The organism is Mycolicibacterium canariasense, from assembly GCF_002101555.1.
GTDB classification, from domain to species: domain Bacteria; phylum Actinomycetota; class Actinomycetes; order Mycobacteriales; family Mycobacteriaceae; genus Mycobacterium; species Mycobacterium canariasense.
On record NZ_LQOL01000097.1, the window covers coordinates 14,006 to 31,656 of the forward strand.

Annotated in this window: 15 protein-coding genes; 3 read left to right on the forward strand and 12 right to left on the reverse strand. The window is 70.5% G+C overall.

What is annotated here, in order from left to right:
- Positions 1–138: 138 nt before the first annotated feature.
- The 12 genes from AWB94_RS31145 to AWB94_RS31200 form a co-directional block, all read right to left on the reverse strand.
- A complete protein-coding gene (locus AWB94_RS31145) occupies positions 139–1,086 on the reverse strand; it encodes a cell division protein FtsQ/DivIB (protein ID WP_062654711.1) in 948 nt (315 codons plus the stop codon).
- Positions 1,086–2,519, reverse strand: a complete 1,434-nt coding sequence (murC, locus tag AWB94_RS31150; RefSeq protein ID WP_062654663.1) for a UDP-N-acetylmuramate--L-alanine ligase — start codon at positions 2,517–2,519, stop codon at positions 1,086–1,088. The genes AWB94_RS31145 and murC overlap by 1 nt, the downstream gene beginning before the upstream one ends.
- Positions 2,516–3,670, reverse strand: coding sequence for an undecaprenyldiphospho-muramoylpentapeptide beta-N-acetylglucosaminyltransferase (gene murG, locus AWB94_RS31155; RefSeq protein ID WP_062654662.1), 1,155 nt, complete (start codon positions 3,668–3,670; stop codon positions 2,516–2,518). Before murG ends, murC begins: the two co-directional genes overlap by 4 nt.
- On the reverse strand, positions 3,646–5,220 hold the full coding sequence (gene ftsW, locus AWB94_RS31160) for a putative lipid II flippase FtsW (protein ID WP_062654710.1): 1,575 nt from the start codon (positions 5,218–5,220) through the stop codon (positions 3,646–3,648). Before ftsW ends, murG begins: the two co-directional genes overlap by 25 nt.
- Before the next feature lie 232 nt (positions 5,221–5,452).
- Positions 5,453–6,532 carry a phospho-N-acetylmuramoyl-pentapeptide-transferase gene (gene mraY / locus AWB94_RS31165; protein WP_062654661.1) on the reverse strand — a complete coding sequence of 360 codons (1,080 nt, stop codon included), beginning with the start codon at positions 6,530–6,532 and terminating at the stop codon, positions 5,453–5,455.
- Positions 6,529–8,127, reverse strand: a complete 1,599-nt coding sequence (locus tag AWB94_RS31170; protein ID WP_062654660.1) for a UDP-N-acetylmuramoyl-tripeptide--D-alanyl-D-alanine ligase — start codon at positions 8,125–8,127, stop codon at positions 6,529–6,531. The genes mraY and AWB94_RS31170 overlap by 4 nt, the downstream gene beginning before the upstream one ends.
- The gene (locus AWB94_RS31175) at positions 8,124–9,638 is read right to left on the reverse strand and encodes a UDP-N-acetylmuramoyl-L-alanyl-D-glutamate--2,6-diaminopimelate ligase (protein ID WP_062654659.1); all 1,515 of its coding nucleotides are present in this window, start codon (positions 9,636–9,638) and stop codon (positions 8,124–8,126) included. Before AWB94_RS31175 ends, AWB94_RS31170 begins: the two co-directional genes overlap by 4 nt.
- A 54-nt stretch (positions 9,639–9,692) precedes the next feature.
- Complete coding sequence (locus AWB94_RS31180; RefSeq protein WP_062654658.1) at positions 9,693–11,621, reverse strand: peptidoglycan D,D-transpeptidase FtsI family protein; 1,929 nt, start codon at positions 11,619–11,621, stop codon at positions 9,693–9,695.
- A complete protein-coding gene (gene ftsL, locus AWB94_RS31185; protein ID WP_062654657.1) occupies positions 11,618–12,697 on the reverse strand; it encodes a cell division protein FtsL in 1,080 nt (359 codons plus the stop codon). Before ftsL ends, AWB94_RS31180 begins: the two co-directional genes overlap by 4 nt.
- Entirely contained in the window at positions 12,694–13,824 is a 1,131-nt protein-coding gene (gene rsmH / locus AWB94_RS31190) for a 16S rRNA (cytosine(1402)-N(4))-methyltransferase RsmH (protein WP_084394913.1), read from the reverse strand. Before rsmH ends, ftsL begins: the two co-directional genes overlap by 4 nt.
- Positions 13,799–14,233: a division/cell wall cluster transcriptional repressor MraZ gene (locus AWB94_RS31195; protein ID WP_062654655.1), complete on the reverse strand. Its 435-nt coding sequence runs from the start codon at positions 14,231–14,233 to the stop codon at positions 13,799–13,801. Before AWB94_RS31195 ends, rsmH begins: the two co-directional genes overlap by 26 nt.
- Positions 14,234–14,555: 322 nt before the next feature.
- Positions 14,556–14,960 carry an SCO2097 family morphological protein gene (locus AWB94_RS31200; protein WP_062654654.1) on the reverse strand — a complete coding sequence of 135 codons (405 nt, stop codon included), beginning with the start codon at positions 14,958–14,960 and terminating at the stop codon, positions 14,556–14,558.
- Positions 14,961–15,207: 247 nt separating this feature from the next.
- Here AWB94_RS31200 and AWB94_RS31205 point away from each other — a divergent pair, with 247 nt between their 5' ends.
- The 3 genes from AWB94_RS31205 (at position 15,208) to idsA2 (ending at position 17,648) form a co-directional block, all read left to right on the forward strand.
- A complete protein-coding gene (locus AWB94_RS31205; protein ID WP_062654653.1) occupies positions 15,208–15,816 on the forward strand; it encodes a GNAT family N-acetyltransferase in 609 nt (202 codons plus the stop codon).
- Positions 15,817–15,820: 4 nt separating this feature from the next.
- The gene (locus tag AWB94_RS31210; RefSeq protein WP_165605257.1) at positions 15,821–16,480 is read left to right on the forward strand and encodes an LppM family (lipo)protein; all 660 of its coding nucleotides are present in this window, start codon (positions 15,821–15,823) and stop codon (positions 16,478–16,480) included.
- 73 nt (positions 16,481–16,553) lie between these two features.
- Complete coding sequence (idsA2, locus tag AWB94_RS31215; RefSeq protein ID WP_062654652.1) at positions 16,554–17,648, forward strand: bifunctional (2E,6E)-farnesyl/geranyl diphosphate synthase; 1,095 nt, start codon at positions 16,554–16,556, stop codon at positions 17,646–17,648.
- Positions 17,649–17,651: the final 3 nt, after the last annotated feature.

Sequence of the window (17,651 nt, forward strand, 5' to 3'; positions counted from 1 at the left end):
AATGTCCGTGGGTCCTGTGCGAAAAACCCTCAACCTCAACCATAGGTTTAAAGTTATGTCAAGTAGTTCCGCGCAAACAGAACGGTAGGGCGACGACGCCGTATCGCGCGTCAGGCGCGCCGGGGTGTCGCTCGGGTTTTATTTCACCGTCGGCAGGTCCGGGCTGGACACGTCGTACGTGCGGCCCGGCTGGGTGAGCAGCGCGGCGAGCTTGAGGGCCTTCTCCTGGGTGCGATCGTTGGTGCCCCACACCACCGTCCGGCCGTCGATCAGGGTCAGGGTGATCGACGCGACCGACGGTGCGGCGATCCGGCTGACCTGTCCGGCCACCTCCGGCGGCAGCGAGGTGAGCACCTGCAGCGCCGCCTTGGTGGCGGGATCCTTCGGGCCGGGGGTGTCGGTGTCCAGGTAGGCCAGTCCGGGCGGCGGCGGGCCGGTGAAGAAATCGACGCCGTCCTTGTCATAGAGGTGCGGCCCGTCCGGAAAGTCCTTGACCACCAGCGGTACCCGTTCCACCACGGTGATGCGCAGGGTCGACGGGTACTCACGCTGCACCCGCGCGCTGGCCACCCGGCGCAGCGTGGCCACCCGTTCGGCCACCGCATCGGTGTCCACCTGAAGCAGCGGGGTGCCCGTCGGAACAGCCGCCGCAGCGCTGACCTCATCTTCGGTCAGCACGCTCAGTCCGGTGATGACCGTCGCCCGCACCGACATGACGGGTGTGAAGTACAGCACCAGGCCCAACCCCACCACGACCACCGACAGCAACGCCGTCCACATCAGCAGCTTCAGACCCCGGATGACCCGGCGGGCCGGCGCCGGCCGTTGCGGCTCGGCCCGGCCGTCGACCTTGCGTTTGGCCTCCCGGCGCGCCTGTTCGATCGCCATGGCGCGGGCCTGCGCCGCCCGGCGCTCCTCCCGCTCCCGTCGGGCCCGCCGCCGCGGGCCCTCGAAATCCTGCGGCGAATCCTGCGCCGAGTCCGTTGCGGCCTCGGCCTTTTCGGTGGTCTGCGGATCATCCGGGGCGGCGCCCGGCTGACCGGCCGCGGGCTCGGCGGTATCGATCTCGTGTTCCGGCTCGGACATCACCACACCGGCCTGCGCTGCAACGCCTCGAGAATCTCGCGCCCCAGGAGCGTGACGTCACCGGCACCCATGGTGACCACCACATCACCGGGTGCGGCCACCTGCGCCACCCGGTCGGCGACCGCCGAGAAGTCCGGCACGTAGTGCACCGGCGAGCTGACATGCTCGACGATGCTGCGTCCACTGACCCCCGCGATCGGCTGCTCGCGTGCGGCGTACACGTCCAAGACGATCACCTCGTCGGCGGCGCTCAGCGCGGTACCGAACTCACGCGCGAAAGTCTGTGTCCGCGAATACAGGTGGGGCTGGAACACCACGATGGCACGGCCCTTCGATTCCCGGGCCAGGGTGCACACCGCCGACAGCGCGGCCGCCACCTTCGTCGGGTGGTGGGCGTAATCGTCGAAAACCCGGACCCCGGCCGCCGTCCCGACCAGTTCGAAGCGCCGCCGCACCCCCTCGAACCCGGCCAGGGCTTCGAGCACGACATCCGGTTGCGCGCCGGCTTCGATCGCCGCCAACAGCGCCGCCAGTGCGTTGAGCGCCATATGCCGTCCCGGCACGGCAAGGCGCATGGTGCGTGGGTTGGTCTCCCCCGCCAACTGCACGGTGGCCACCGCCGTGGTGCCGTGCTGTTCCCAGTCCAGCATTTCGCCGGCCAGCGCCGGCCGCTGCGCCCCGTCGACCCGGCTGCCGTAGCGCAACACCCGGATACCCAGCGCCGCAGTGCGTTCGGCGAAGGCCGCCGCACCCGGATCGTCGACGCAGACCACGACGGCGCCGCCCGGTTGCAGGCGCTCCATGAACGCGTCGAACACGTCGACATAGGCCTGTTCGCTGCCGAAGAAATCCAGGTGGTCGGCCTCGATGTTGGTCACCACCGCGATATCCGGCCGGTACTCGACCAGCGAGCCGTCGCTCTCGTCGGCCTCGGCGACGAAGAAGGGGCCGCTGCCGTGATGAGCGTTGGTGCCCGCCGCGCCCAGGTCACCCCCGACCGCGAACGACGGGTCGAATCCGCTGTGCTGCAACGCGACGATGAGCATCGACGTGGTGGTGGTCTTGCCGGCCGTCCCGGTGACCATCAGCGTCGTGTCCCCCGCCATCAGCTTGGCCAGCACCACCGGCCGCAGGATGACCGGGATCCCCCGACGGCGGGCCTCGACCAGTTCGGGATTGGTTTTCGGGATGGCCGCATGCGTGGTCACCACCGCGGTGGGCCCGCCCTCGAGCATGTCCAGCGCCGCCGCGTCGTGGCCGATCCGGATCTCGGCGCCCCGGGCGCGCAAGGCCGCGACACCCCTGGATTCTTTGGCATCCGACCCCGACACCTGGCCGCCGCGGTCCAGCAGGATTCTGGCGATCCCGGACATGCCGGCGCCCCCGATGCCGACCATGTGCACCCGGGCCAACTCGGGCGGAAGACCTTTCATCGCACGGCCTTCCGGCCGGCACGGCCCTGCCGGGCCACCTCCAGCGCCACCTCGGCCACGCTTCGGGCGGCATCGCGATGCCCGGCCAGCGCCGCGGCGGCCGTCATCCGGCCCAGCCGCTCGGCGTCGGTGAGCAGGGGGACGACCCGCTCGGCGATGAATCCGCCGGACAGGTCGGCGTCGTCGACGAGCAGGCCGCCACCGGCCGACACCACCGGCAGCACGTTGAGGCGCTGCTCGCCGTTGCCGATGGGCAGGGGGACGTAGACGGCCGGCAACCCGACCGCGGTGACCTCGGCCACCGTCATCGCACCGGACCGGCAGATCGCCAGGTCTGCGGCGGCATAGGCCAGGTCCATCCGGTCCAGGTACGGCACGGCGACGTACCGGCCGGCCCCGCTCAGCTCGGGCAGCTCGACGGTGTTCTTCGGGCCGTGTGCGTGCAGCACCGAAACACCCTTGCCGACAAGTTCTTTGGCCGCTGAGACGACGGCGCGGTTGATCGACTGGGCCCCCTGCGACCCTCCGAACACCAACAGCACCACCGCATCGTCGTCGAAGCCGAAGGCGGCGCGGGCCTGCGCCCGCAGCGCGGCGCGGTCCAGCGCGGTGATGCTGGCCCGCACCGGCACCCCGACCACCTCGACATGGCGCAGGCCGGGATCGGGTACCGCCGAGAGCACCCGTCGGGCCGAGTGGGCGCCGACCCGATTGGCCAGCCCGGCCCTGGCGTTGGCCTCGTGGATCACCACCGGCACCCGGTGCCGGCGCAGTCCGGGCCGAGCGGCCAGGTACGCCGGCAGCGCGACATAACCACCGAACCCGATGACGACATCGGCGGCCGTCTCGTCGAAGACCGCCCTGGTCTGCCGGATGGCGGTGCGCACCCGCCACGGCAACCGGACCAGGTCTCCCGACGGTTTACGCGGCAACGGCACCGGGGTGATCAACCGCAGGTCATAGCCGCGCTCGGGAACCAGCCGCGTCTCCAGTCCGCGCGCGGTGCCCAGCGCGGTGATCCGGACGTCCGGTTCCAGTTCGGTCAGGGCATCGGCGACGGCCATTGCGGGTTCCACGTGCCCCGCCGTCCCGCCTCCGGCGAGAACGACCGATATCCCCGAACTGCTCACCCGTAACGCTGACCTTCCAATGCGCGGGCCCGCCGGCCCTGCTGACGTTGTCCACCGGCGCCGGCACGGCCGGCCTTGGCCGACTGGCCGGAGCGCTGGCCGCCTCCATGATGCCCTGCGCGCCGTCCCGATCGATCGGCCGGATGGTCGGTTTTGCGTCCGGAGCCGATGGCCGCCCTGGCCGGCGCCTTGGGCGCGGCCTTCTGCGGTTTACGGGCCGGCTTGTCCGCCTTGGCGCGCATCCGGTCCCTGGCGATGTCGATGCGGGGCGGCACGTACGGTTCGGGCAGTGGCAGGCGCAGCAGCCGGTTGACCCGGTCGTCGCGGCCGGCCCGCAACGCGGCCACCGCCTCGGGTTCGTGCCGCGCCGCGTTGGTGATCACGCCGAGAATGAAAAGTGTTGTCGCCGTTGATGTCCCACCGGCCGAGATGAGCGGCAACTGCAGGCCGGTGACCGGCAGCAAGCCGATCACGTAGCCGACGTTGATGAATGCCTGCCCCAGCACCCACAGCGTCACGGTCGCGGTCAGCAGTCGCAGGAAGGGATCCGCCGACCGGCGGGCGATCCGCATTCCGGTGTAGGCGAACAGCCCGAACAGGCACAGCAACCCGGCGGCGCCGATGTAGCCGAGTTCCTCGCCGATGATGGCGAAGATGAAGTCGTTGTGCGCGTTCGGCAGATAGTTCCACTTGGCCGTGCCCTGCCCGAGACCGTCACCGAACACACCGCCGTTGGCCAGCGCATAGCGGGCCTGCCGGGACTGGTAGCCCGACCCCATCGCGTCGGCACCCGGGTTCAGCCAGGACTGCACCCGGTCGGACCGGTAACCGCGGGACATGGCGAGTACGGCGGCGGCGACCACGGCCGCGGCCAGTGAGCTGACGAAGACCCGCAGCGGCAGGCCGGCGTACCAGAGCAGACCGAGCAGGATGATCGCCAGTGACACCGTCTGCCCGAGGTCGGGCTGCAGCACGATGAGGGTGGCGGCCAGCAGCGCGGCGGGCACCAGCGGGACGAGCATCTCGCGCAGCGAGGCCTGCTCCATACGCCGCGCCGCCAGCAGATGCGCACCCCAGATGGCGAAGGCGATCTTGCACAGTTCCGAGGGCTGCATGGAGAAGCCGGCAACGACGAACCAGCCGCGCGAACCGTTGGAGTAAGTGCCGATGCCCGGCACCAGCACCAGCGCGATCAGCACGACGGTGAAGGCGAAGGCCGGCAGGGCCAGCCGGCGCATCAAGGCCACCCGCATCCGCAAGGCGATGTAGAAGGCCACCAGGCCGACGCAGGTCCACAGCACCTGCTTGCCGAAGATGGTCCACGGTGAACCACCCTCGTCGTAGGAGTGCACGCCGGAGGCGGACAGCACCATCGTCAGGCCGAGGGTGATGAGCAGCCCGGTGACGGCGATGATCAGGTGGAACGACGTCATCGGCCGGCCCAGCCACATCCCGAACCTGGTGCGTGGCTCACCCTTGACGGGCGTTGCTTTCGCGGTGTCGGCCGGCTCCGGGCTCGGGCTCTCGCCGGCTTTGCTGGAACGCCGCAGCCGTGACCGCACCGCGGTCAGCAAGCCGCCCTCCGGCAATTCACAACAGTCACAGGCGTCACACCCGCCCCACTAGTCCCCTGCACCCCAGGATCTTCCCCCGGGCCGCCCCGCCGGACGGGGACATCGGTGGCGTGTCGCGATAACGATCGGGCAGCAAACGCCCAACCGCCAATTGACCCGCGCGGCGCCTACGCGCCGACGGCAGCCCGAGCGCGGCGCCTACGCGCCGACGGCAGCCCGAGCGCGGCGCCTACGCGCCGACGGCGCTGAGCCATTCGCCGTAGAACAGCGCCACACCCAACCCGCACGAGATCGCGGTGAGCAGCCAGAATCGGATGATCACCGTGGTCTCCGCCCAGCCCACCAGCTCGAAATGGTGGTGGAACGGCGCCATCCGGAACACCCGGCGGCCCGTCGTGCGGAACGCCAGGATCTGCACGACCACCGAGGTGACCTCGGCCACGAACAACGCGCCCAGCACCACGGCCAGCATCTCGGTGCGGCTGGTCACCGACAGCCCCGCGATGATGCCGCCCAGCGCCAGCGAACCGGTGTCGCCCATGAAGATCTTCGCCGGAGCGGCGTTCCACCACAGGAACCCGACACACGCACCGGCGGTGGCGGCCGCCACCAGCGCCAGATCCAGCGGATCGCGCACGTTGTAGCAGCCGAGCCCGGGACTGGTCGCGCAGGCGTTGCGGTACTGCCAGAAGGTGATCAACACGTAGGCGGCACTGACCATCGCCATGGCGCCCGCCGCCAGCCCGTCCAGCCCGTCGGTGAAGTTCACCGCGTTCGACCAGGCGCTGACGATCACCACGACGAACACCACGAACACCAGCGGTGCCAGGGTCACGGTCGCGATCTCACGGACGTAGGACAACCCGGCGCTGCCCGGTGTCAGCCCGTCACCGTTGCGGAACTGCAGCACCAGCGCGCCGAACAGGATGGCCGCCCCCAGCTGGCCCACCGTCTTGGCGGTCTTGTTCAGGCCCAGGTTGCGGGCGCGGCGGATCTTGATCAGGTCGTCGATGAAGCCCACCACGCCCAGTGCGGTGGCCAGGCCCAGCACCAGCAGGCCGGACGCCGACGGCCCCTCGCCACCGAAGGCCAGTCCCACCAGGTGGGTGCCCAGATAACCGGCCCAGATGCCCGCGACGATGGCGACACCGCCCATCGACGGTGTGCCGCGCTTCTTGTGGTGGCTGGGCGGACCGTCCTCACGGATCTCGTGGCCGAACCCCTGCCGGGTGAACAACCGGATCAGCGCGGGGGTCAGCATGATCGACACCGCGAGGGCGATGGCGACCGCGATCAGGATCTGTTTCATGCTCGGGGCCTGGTACCCGTGTCGCTGCGCTGTCCCTCGCGAGCGGGAGGTATCCCCGGCCCATCGGCGGCCAGAGCGTCGGCGAGTGCGCCCAGCCCCGCGGAGTTGGAGGCCTTCACCAGCACCACGTCACCGTCTTCCAGCTCGGCGCGCAGCAACTCCAGCGCGGCGTCGGCGTCGGGGACCAGCACGGACTCACTGCCCCACGACCCCTCCATCACCGCCCCTTGATGCATGGCGCTCATCGATCTCCCGGTTCCGACGACTATCAGTCGAGAGACATCTAAGCGCACCGCCAACCGGCCGATGCGATCGTGTTCGGTTATCGCGTCCTCGCCCAGCTCGGCCATCTCGCCGAGCACCGCCCAGCTCCGGCGCCTGCCCTGCCCGCCGGAACCATTCCCCGAGTCGCTGCGCTCCTGCCCGCCGGAACGCGCCATCCAGGCCAGCGCCTTGAGCCCGGCCGCCATCGAGTCGGGGTTGGCGTTGTAGGCGTCGTTGATCACCGTGACGCCGTCGGCCCGGGTGCTCACCTGCATCCGCCGCGCCGACACCGGGGCGGCGCCGGCCAGCGCGTCGACCACCTGGGCCAGCGTGGCGCCGCATTCGATCGCCACCGCCGCCGCGGCCAGGGCGTTGGACACCTGGTGTTCGCCGTGCACGGCGAGCGCGACGTCGACTTCCTGGCCGACCTCGCCGGCACCGGCGTGCAGGGTGAACCGCGGCCTGGCCACCTCGTCCAGGGTCACCGGGCCGGCCCAGACGTCGGCGCCGGCGGCCCGCGACACCCGGACCACCCGTGCGGCGGTCACGTCGGCCATCGCCGCCACGGCGGGATCGTCGGCGTTCAGGACCACCACGCCCGAGGCCGGAACTGATTGCGGCAGTTCGGATTTCGTCGCCGCGATGACCTCGCGTGAGCCGAACTCGCCCAGGTGCGCGGTGCCCACGTTGAGCACCACCCCGATCGACGGCGGCGCGATGGCGGCCAGGGCGGCGATGTTGCCGGGATGACGCGCCGACATCTCCAGGATGAGGAAGTCGGTGTCGCTGGTGGCTCGCAGCACCGTCCACGGGTGCCCCAACTCGTTGTTGAACGATCCCGGCGGGGCGATCACCTGCCCCAGCGGCGCCAGCACCGCGGCGAGCAGATCCTTGGTCGAGGTCTTGCCCGACGACCCGGTCACCCCGATGATCCGCAGCTTGCCGGCGGTCAGCTCGGCGGCCACCGCGGCGGCCAGCCGGGCCAGCGCGGCCAGCACCGCCGCGCCCGACCCGTCGGTGTCGTGTTCCAGCGCCCCGGAGGCGGCGTCCGTGGCGTCCACGGTCTGCAGGGGCGGGGCCACGATGGCCGGCACCCCGACCGGCCGCGCGGCGAGCACCGCGACCGCCCCGGCGGCCACCGCCGCGGCCGCGAAATCGTGACCGTCGGTCCGCGCGCCCGGCAGCGCCAGGAACAGCCCGCCGTCGGCCACCGCCCGGGAATCGAACTCGACGGTCCCGGTGACCCGGGTGCGCTCGGCATCGGCGCGGCTGATGCCGGACAGTTCACCGCCGACGATGTCGGCGATCTGCGCCACGGTCAGCGCGATCATGCGTCCTGCCTCAGCTTCTCCAGCGCGGCCGCCAACTCCTCGCGGTCGTCGAACGGACGGGTGTGCCCCGCGCTCGTCTGTCCAGACTCATGCCCCTTGCCCGCGATCAGCACGATGTCGCCGGGGCGGGCCCAGCCCACCGCGTGCTCGATGGCGGCGCGCCGGTCACCGATCTCCACCACCTCGGCGGGCAGCCCGACCGTCCCGACCAGCACGGCGGACCGGATGGCGGCCGGATCCTCGTCGCGCGGATTGTCGTCGGTGACGACGACCAGGTCGGCCAGTTCGGCGGCCACCCGTCCCATCGGTTCGCGCTTGCCGGGGTCACGGTTGCCGCCGGCGCCGAACACTACCGCCAGCCGGCCCCCGGTTTGCGGCCGCAGCGTCTGCAGCACCGCTTCCAGCGCGCCCGGCTTGTGGGCGTAGTCCACCAGCGCCAGGAAATCCTGGCCGCGGTCGATGGCCTGCATCCGGCCCGGCACCGCGGCGGCGCGCAGGCCGGGGCCGCCCTGTTCCGGGGACACCCCGACGGCGTCCAGCAGCGCCAGCGCCAACAAGGCATTGGCCACGTTGTAGCGGCCGGGCAGCCCGATGCGCAGCCGGTGGTGCACGCCGGCGGGGTCGACGGCGACGAATTCCTGCGCGCCCTGGCCGACCGACTGCACCTCCTCGATGCGCCAATCGGCCTCGACACCGGTGGTGGCGACCCGCACCGGGTCCACCGAACGGGCCGCGATCTCCCGTCCCCACTCGTCGTCGACGCACACCACGGCGTGCGCGGCGTGGGTGGGTGAATTCGGCTCGAACAAGCGGGCCTTGGCGTTCAGGTAGTCGGCCATGGTCGGGTGGAAGTCCAGGTGGTCACGGGACAGGTTGGTGAAACCGCCCACCTCGAACGCCACGCCGTCCACCCGGCCCTGGGCCAGCGCATGGCTGGAGACCTCCATCACGACGGTGTCCACCCCCTGCTCGACCATGAGGGCGAACAGCGCCTGCAAGTCGGGCGCTTCCGGCGTGGTGAGGCTGCTCGGCTGATCCCGCCCGTCGATCCGGATACCGACGGTGCCGATGAGCCCGGCCACCCGGCCGGCGGCACGCAGCCCGGCCTCCACCAGGAATGTGGTGGTGGTCTTGCCGGAGGTGCCGGTGATCCCGACGACGCGCAGCTTGCGCGTCGGATCGCCGTACACGGCGGCGGCCACCTCGCCGAGCACGCCGCGCGGGTGCGGATGCACCAGCACGTCGGCGGCGTGACCGGCCGGCAGCAGGGCCAGTCCGGCCGGATCGGTGAGGATGGCCACCGCGCCGGCGGCGATCGCGTCGGCGGCATGCCGGGCGCCGTGCACCCGGGACCCGGGCAGGGCGGCGAACAGGTCACCCGGCACGACGTCCTGGCTGCTCAGGGTGACACCGGTGACCCGGGTTCCTGCGGCGTGCGCGCCGCCGGCGCCGATATGCGCGGCCAGCGTTGCGAGCAGTTCGCCGGTGGGATGCGAGGGACGCAGTTTCATGGCCTTGCCACAGTACCGGTCGGGTTCATCACCGGCGGTAGGCGTGAGCCGCGCTCAATCGGCCTGCAGGATCAGCGGCGGTCCGGGATCCGGCGACAGCGGCACGTTCTCCCGCTGCAGCAGCCACGCGGCGATGTGATGGAACAGCGGCGCCATCGTGTTACCGGGTTGGCCGTCGGCCGTGCGGTGCGGGTTGTCGGCCATGATGCCGACGACGTAGCGCGGATCGTCCGACGGCGCCATGCCGGCGAAGGTGATCCAGTAGTGGTCGTCGTAGTAGCAGCCGCACGCCGGGTTGATCTGCTGAGCGGTGCCGGTCTTACCGGCGATCTGATACCCCTCGACGGCCGCAGCCGAACCGGTGCCCTGCTGGATGCCGCGCGGGTCCTTCTGCACCACGGCACGCAACATGTTGCGCACGGTCTGCGCGGTCTGCGCGGAGACCACCCGGATCCCTTCCGGGCGCGGCTCGTCGGCGCGGCTGCCGTCGGCGGCGATCACGGACTTGATGATCCGCGGCGGGATGCGCACCCCGTCATTGGCGATCGCCTGGTACATGCCGGTCATCTGCAGCAGGGTCATCGAAAGGCCCTGGCCGATGGGCAAGTTCGCAAACGAGCTGCCCGACCACTGGTCGATGGGCGGGACCAGACCCGAGCTCTCCCCCGGCAGGCCGACGTTGGTGCGCTGGCCGAGACCGAACTTGCCGAGCATGTCGTAGAAGCGCTCGGGCCCGACCCGCTGCGCCAGCATCAGCGTGCCGACGTTGGAGGACTTTCCGAACACGCCGGTGGTGGTGTACGGCATGACGCCGTGCGCCCAGGCGTCGCGCACGGTGACCCCACCCATGTCGATCGATCCCGGAACCTGCAGCACCTCATCGGGATTGGTCAGCCCGAGCTCGATCGCAGTGGACGCGGTGATGATCTTGTTGACCGATCCCGGCTCGAACGGCGAGGACACCGACGGATTGCCCATCTGGCGGCTGCCCTGGCGCCCGAGGTCCTGGCTCGGGTCGAACGTGTTGTCGTTCGACATCGCCAGAACCTCACCGGTTTTCGCATCCAGGACGACAGCCGACACGTTGTTGGCGCCGGAGGCTTCCTTGGCCATCTGGACCTGCTGTTGGACGTAGAACTGGATGTCGTCGTCGAGCGTGAGCTGCACGGTCGAGCCGTTGACCGCATCGTGCTTGTTGCGCATGCTGCCCGGGATCATCACCCCGTCGGATCCGCGGTCGTAGGTGACCGACCCGTCGGTGCCGGCCAGCTTGGCGTCGTAGGAATCCTCCAGGCCGAGCAGACCGTGCCCGTCCCAATCGATACCGCCGACGATATTGGCCGCCAGCGAGCCGCCCGGGTACTGGCGGATGTCCTGCCGTTCGGTGCCCACCTCGCGGAACTTGGTGGTGATGGCGTCGGCGACGGCCGGGTCCACGGCGCGCGCCAGGTAGACGAACGAGTCCTTACCGGACAGCTTCCTCAACAACGTGGCCGCGTCGGGCTTGTTGTTGAGCCGGGTGGCCACCTCGGTGGCGATGGCGCGCAGCCGTTGGTCCGGGTCCGGCGCCTCGGGGTCGGTGGCCTTGGCCTCTTCCAGTTGCTTGCGTACCCGGACCGGCTGGAAGGTCAGGGCCCGGGCTTCGATGGTGAAGGCCAGCTTGTCGAAGTTGCGGTCGATGATGCTGCCGCGCACGGCCTTCTGCACGTCGGTGACCTTCAGCTGCCCGAGTGCCTCGGCGCGCAGGCCGGCGGCGTTGGAGATCTGCAGGTTGAACAGCTGGGCCGCGGCCACCACCAGTACCAGGAAGATGACGACATTGCCGATGCGGTGCCGGAAGACGAACGACGAACTGCGCGAACCGACGTCGTTACCGCCCGCGAGCGGCTGGCGGACCCGGCGCTCGGTGGCCGAGTGTTCCTGGCCGGCGGGCGTGCGCCGCTTGGCGGGCTGGGCGGCGGGCTTCTTCTTCCTGCCGATCATGCCGGGGCGCCCAACGGGACCACGGGGGCGGCTTGTTCGACGCCGCCGACCGGGCCCGGCTGCGCGGGAAGCGGTGCCGGCAGGTGCGGTGCACCGTCGATCGGCGCCGCCGGCGGCACCGCCTCCGGGGCGATGGGCGCCGCGGGCAGTACCGGAGCCGCGGGGGGCGCAGGAGCCAGCGCCTCCGGCGCGACGGGCAGTGCGGGCACCGTCGCCGGCGGAACGGCTGCCAGCGGGGCCGTGGGCGCCAGGGTCGCGGCGGGTGCGGGCACCCGGACCACCACCTCCCGCGGGTCCACCACCCGGGGTCCGGGCGGGGCGGGCACGGCGGACGGGTTCTGCGCCGCCGGGGCGGCCACCGGGTTGGCAGCTGCCGGCGCCGGATTGTCGTCGGGCAGCGGGGTGTTCAGCGGCGGCGGCGGAACCCCCTCGGCCGGTTTGGGCGTACCGACCACCATCCAGTTGCCGGTCGGATCCTGGACCAGGTGCGCGGTGTCCCGGGACGGGATCATGCCGAGGTTGCGCGCGGCCTCCGCCAGCGCCGGGGCGGCCTGGGCCTCCAGCACGTCGCGCTCGAGTGCTTCCTTCTGTTGCAGCAGCGCCTGGTTCAGCTCACGGGCATGCCCCAGCTGATACGACCGCTCGGCGGCGTCGGTGGACAGCCACAGCGTCATGCCGAGACCGACGCCCAGCGCGCCGATCACCAGCACCACGAACGGCACCCGCGCCACCATGGCGCGCGGGCTCAGCTCGATCGAGGCCAGTCGGGTGAGCAGCCGCTCGCGCAGGGGGGGCCGAATAACCCTGGGCGCCTTGGCCTTCCGCGCCTTGGCGCGGGCCTTGGCCTGCTTGGCGCTCTTGGCCATGGTCGGCGCGGGCGCGCTGCGTGGGATCGGGCTGGTCTGCGGTGCCGACCGCTGTGGCCGGTGCGTGCGCGGTTCGGCCGCCGGCCGGCGCGGGCTGCGGCGACGGGCGGCGGGCTCGGGCTGCCGTTTGCCGCCCTGGACCTTCTTCTCGGGGTTGCCACGCCGGCGCCCATCGGCGCCGGGCGCCGGTGCGGATCGCTTGACCTTCATGAGTCATCCTTTCCGGCAACCTTTTTCTCTGGCTTTTTCTCCAAAGCGCGCAGTCGCACCGATGCGCTGCGTGGGTTTCGTTCGATCTCGGCGGCGTCGGCCTGCTCGGCCCCGCGGGTCAGCGCGACGAATTCGGCCTCGTAGCCCGGCAGTTCGACCGGCAGCCCCGGTGGTGTCCGGGAGGTCGTCGCCGCGGCGAACAGCCGCTTGACGATGCGGTCCTCCAGCGACTGGTAGGCCATCACGGCGATCCGGCCGCCACCGGCCAACGCGTCCAAGGCGGCCGGTATCGCGGCACCGAGTGAGTCGAGTTCGGCGTTGACGGCGACCCGCAGAGCCTGGAACGTACGCTTGGCCGGGTGGCCGCCGGTGCGGCGGGTGGCCGCCGGGATGGCCTCGTAGAGCAGTTCGACGAGTTCCCCTGTGGTACGCAGGGGGGCCCGCTCCCGGCGCCGCACGATACGGCCCGCGATGCGGCCGGCGAATTTCTCCTCGCCGTACTCACGCAGGACGCGGGCCAATGCCTTCTCGTCATAGGTGTTGAGGATCTCGGCCGCGGTCAGGGCCGAGTCGGGATCCATCCGCATGTCCAGCGGGGCGTCCTGGGCGTAGGAGAAGCCGCGGTCGGCGCGGTCGAGTTGCATGGAGGACACGCCCAGGTCGAAAAGCACGGCGTCCACCGTGGTTTCGGCGCGGTCGGCCCAGTAACCGTCGTAGCGGGTGCGCACGAACGTCATCCGGTCGCCGAACGGGGCGAGCCGCGCGGTGGCGATCGCCAGCGCGTTCGGATCACGGTCCAGTCCCACCACCCGCAGGCCGGGGAATTCGGTGAGGAAGCGTTCGGAGTGTCCGCCCGCACCCAGCGTGGCATCCACCAGGACGGCGCCGGTGCCGTCGGCGTACCGGCGGGTGAGGGCCGGCGCCAGAAGTTCGACGCAGCGGTCGATCAGGACCGGGACGTGGCCGTACTCGGACAAGGCGACTCCCCCGTGGTGATGATGCCGCGCCCCTGCAGCGAGGTCTCTGACCGAAGTGGACCTGGCGTCGGGGAAGTACGCCAGGGCCGGTTCGGGCAGAGGCCACGCTGCACGGGCATCGTGATCAGAGAATGTCGCGAAGAGTGTCATCGCTGGCCGCGGAGAAAGTCTCTTCGTGGGCGTCCTGGTATTCCTGCCACGCTTGCGCGTCCCAGATCTCCAGGAAGCGAATCGAACCGGTCACCACGCACTCCCGGGAGAGGTTGGCGTAGCGCCGGTGTTCGGCGGACAGGGTGATCCGGCCCTGAGCGTCGGGGTGTTGTTCATCGGTGCCGGCTGCCAGGTTGCGGACGTAGGCGCGTTCCTGCGGGCTGCCCCGCCGGGCCTTTTCGTCCAACTCGACGATCATCGATTCGAAGGCGGCGCGTGGATAGACAGCCAGGCTGCGGTCCTGACTCTTGGTGACCATCAACCCTCCTGCCAGTGCGTCGCGGAATTTGGCGGGCAACGTCAGTCGCCCCTTGTCGTCGAGTTTGGGCGTGTAGGTGCCGAGAAACATCTCGCCACCTCCCGCTTACTCCGGAGCCCCGGCCGCTCCGTTGTCAGCCACTTTACCCCACAATCCCCCACCAAGCGCCATTTGCTACCACCAAATTGGTGGCGCGCCCCACCATTCCCCGCCGAACGGCCGCACGACGGGCACGACGGAACCGCTGAGCCGGCAGAAAGCGCCAGAAAGGCGCAGGTCAGCCCGAATCAGTGCAGATGACGGCGAGGTGGGGGAAAGTGGGGCGCCAGAACACGGCTCGCCCTACCCCGACCGACACGCACGACAAAAAAGGGGCAGTTCCTTGCGGAACTGCCCCTGAGCCGGACGGGTGTCACTCGTCGAAACGACGCCGGAAGCGGTCCTCCATCCGAGTGGTGAACGAGCCGCCGCCGCTCTTGCCGCGCTTGCCGCGGGCCGAGCCACCGGACGGAGCGGACTTGTCGACGGGGCCGGCCACCCGCGGTCCGGTGACCGCGAACACGACGCCGCCGAACATCACGACGAAGCCGATCACCGAGAGGACCGGGAAGCTGCCGATCATGGTGGCCTTGAACGCCACACCCGAAACCAGCAGGGCCAGGCCGATCACGAACAGCGCCGCGCCCTGCAGGCGACGACGGGTCGACGGAGCGCGCAACGTGCCACCCCGGACGCTGGAAGCGAACTTGGGGTCTTCGGCATACAGCGCACTCTCGATCTGGTCGAGCATGCGCTGCTCATGATCGGAGAGTGGCATCCGTCCCTCCTCAGGATCGATGCAGCGTCGTTGCAGCCGCGGCCGTGTCGTCGAAGTCTTACGTCCGCAAGTACGGACGCTTAATAACCATGATACGAGGTCGATCTGACCCGTACCACCTACTTGGCCCACGATTGTGCGACGTCCGCTGTATGACGTCTGCCACGAAACCCCTCCTGCCCGGCGCAGCGGGACCACATCCGATAATGAAGGGGTCCGAACGTACGCACATCCCGAAGGGCACCCGTTGGCGACGTATCTGGTGGATCTGTCGCCTGCCGCGATGCAGCGGCGGCTGAACGAGGCGCTCTCGGTGTACGTCGACGCCATGCGCTATCCCCGCGGCACCGAGGGCCAGCGCGCCTCGATGTGGCTGGAGCACAGCCGCCGTCCCGGGTGGAAGGGTGTCGCGGTGATCGACACCGCCGACCCAGGTGGAACTGTCGGCGCCGCCGACGGTGACCTCGTCGGCATCGCCTACGGCTACTGCGGTGCACCCGACCAGTGGTGGCAGCAACAGGTGGTGCAGGGACTGCGCCGCATCGGCACCGACCAGGCCCACGTCGCCGCCCTGATGTCGAGCTATTTCGAGCTCACCGAGCTGCACATCCACCCCCGCGCCCAGGGCCGCGGGCTCGGCGAAGCCCTGGTCCGGCGGCTGCTGTCGGGCCGGGCCGAAACCCACGTGCTGCTGTCCACGCCCGAGATCAACGGCGAGGCCAACCGGGCGTGGCGGCTCTACCGTCGCCTCGGGTTCACCGATGTCATCCGTGACTACCACTTCGCCGGGGATCCCCGTGCGTTCGCGATCCTGGGCCGGTCACTGCCGCTCGACGGTCCCGATCTGGCACGATGACCGGGTGCCGCGCCGCCTCCGAGCCCTGGTCCTGCTGCTGCTGATCCTCACGCCGCTGGCCGTCGGCTGCGTGCGGGTGCGCACCTCGATCACGGTCTCCCCCGACGACCGGGTGTCCGGGCAGATCGTGGCCGCGGCCAAGGCCCGCAATGCCGACGACAAGGGTCCGCAGCTACTCAACACGCTTCCGTTCAGCAACAAGGTGGCCATCTCGGAGTACGACCGCGGCGATTACGTCGGCTCGCAGGCCGTGTTCTCCGATCTCACCTTCTCCGAGGTGCCCCAGCTGGCCAATATGAACCGCGATGCCGCCGGGGTCGACATCTCCCTGCGGCGCGCCGGGGAGCTGGTGATCTTGGAGGGCCGGGTCGACCTGACGACGCTGAACGACCCCGACGCCGACGTCTCGATGAGCGTGTCGTTCCCCGGTGAGGTCACCTCGACCAACGGCGACCAGGTCTCCAGCGACGTCGTCGAGTGGAAGCTCAAGCCGGGCGTGGTGACCACCATGAACGCCCAGGCCCGCTACACCGACCCGAGCGCCCGGTCCTTCACGGGCGCGGCCATCTGGCTCACCATCGGATCGTTCATCGTGGCCGGCGTCATCGGCGCGGTCGCCTGGATGGCCCGCGACCAGTCACCCAAGGTGGGCGATGCGACCTGACCGGCTACCTACGCTTTAGGCTGGTGGCCGTCGGGGCCGAATTCGGGGCAGGAGAAAGGGGCGCCCGCTGACCGTGGATACAGCGGCACCATCAGCAGTGCAACTGGTCGACGCCGTGCTGGGCCAGTTACGCACCTATCTGTCGCAGCGGCGGCAGGACTGCGCCTACATCGGCCCGGAATACGCCGAACTGACCGCGGCACTCGAAGAATTCGTCCTGCGCGGCGGCAAACGGATCAGACCGTTGTTCGCCTACTGGGGCTGGCGCGCGGTGGCGGGCGAGGACCGCAACCCCGACGTCGACGACGCCAAGGCGCTGCGACTGTTCTCGGCGCTGGAACTGCTGCACGCCTGCGCGCTGGTGCACGACGACGTCATCGACGCGTCGGCGACCAGGCGCGGCCTGCCGACCGTGCACCGGCATTTCACCGAACTGCACCGGGGCAAGAACTGGCACGGCTCCAGCGAACAGTTCGGGCTGTCCGCCGCCATCCTGCTCGGCGACCTGTCGCTGGTGTGGGCCGACGATATCGTCGCCACCGCCGACCTGTCCGTGCAGGCGCACGCCCGGGTGCAGAAGGTGTGGTCGGACATCCGCACCGAAGTGCTCGGCGGGCAGTTCCTGGACATCGTGGCCGAATCCAGCGGGGCCGACTCGGTGGCCTCGGCGATGACCGTCAACACCTACAAGACCGCCTCGTACACGGTGTCGCGGCCACTGCAGCTGGGCGCCGCCGCCGCCGCCGACCGCCCGGACGTGCAGGCCATCTTCCATCAGGTGGGCACCGATCTGGGGGTGGCCTTCCAGCTGCGCGACGACGTGCTCGGGGTGTTCGGCGATCCCGCGGTCACCGGCAAGCCGTCCGGGGACGACCTGCGGTCCGGCAAGCGGACCGTCCTGCTGGCCGAGGCCGTCGAGTTGGCCGAGAAAACCGATCCGGTGGCCGCCAAACTGCTGCGTACCTCGATCGGCACGGAGCTGTCCGACGCGCAGGTGCGCGAACTGTGCCTGGTCATCGAGGCGGTCGGCGCGCTCGCCGCGGTCGAGGACCGCATCGACACCCTCAACCGCCGGGCGCTCGACGCGCTGGGCGCCGCACCGATCGACCCGCACGCCAAGATCGGCCTGGCCGAACTCGCCGGCCTGGCCTCCAACCGGTCCGCCTAGGAG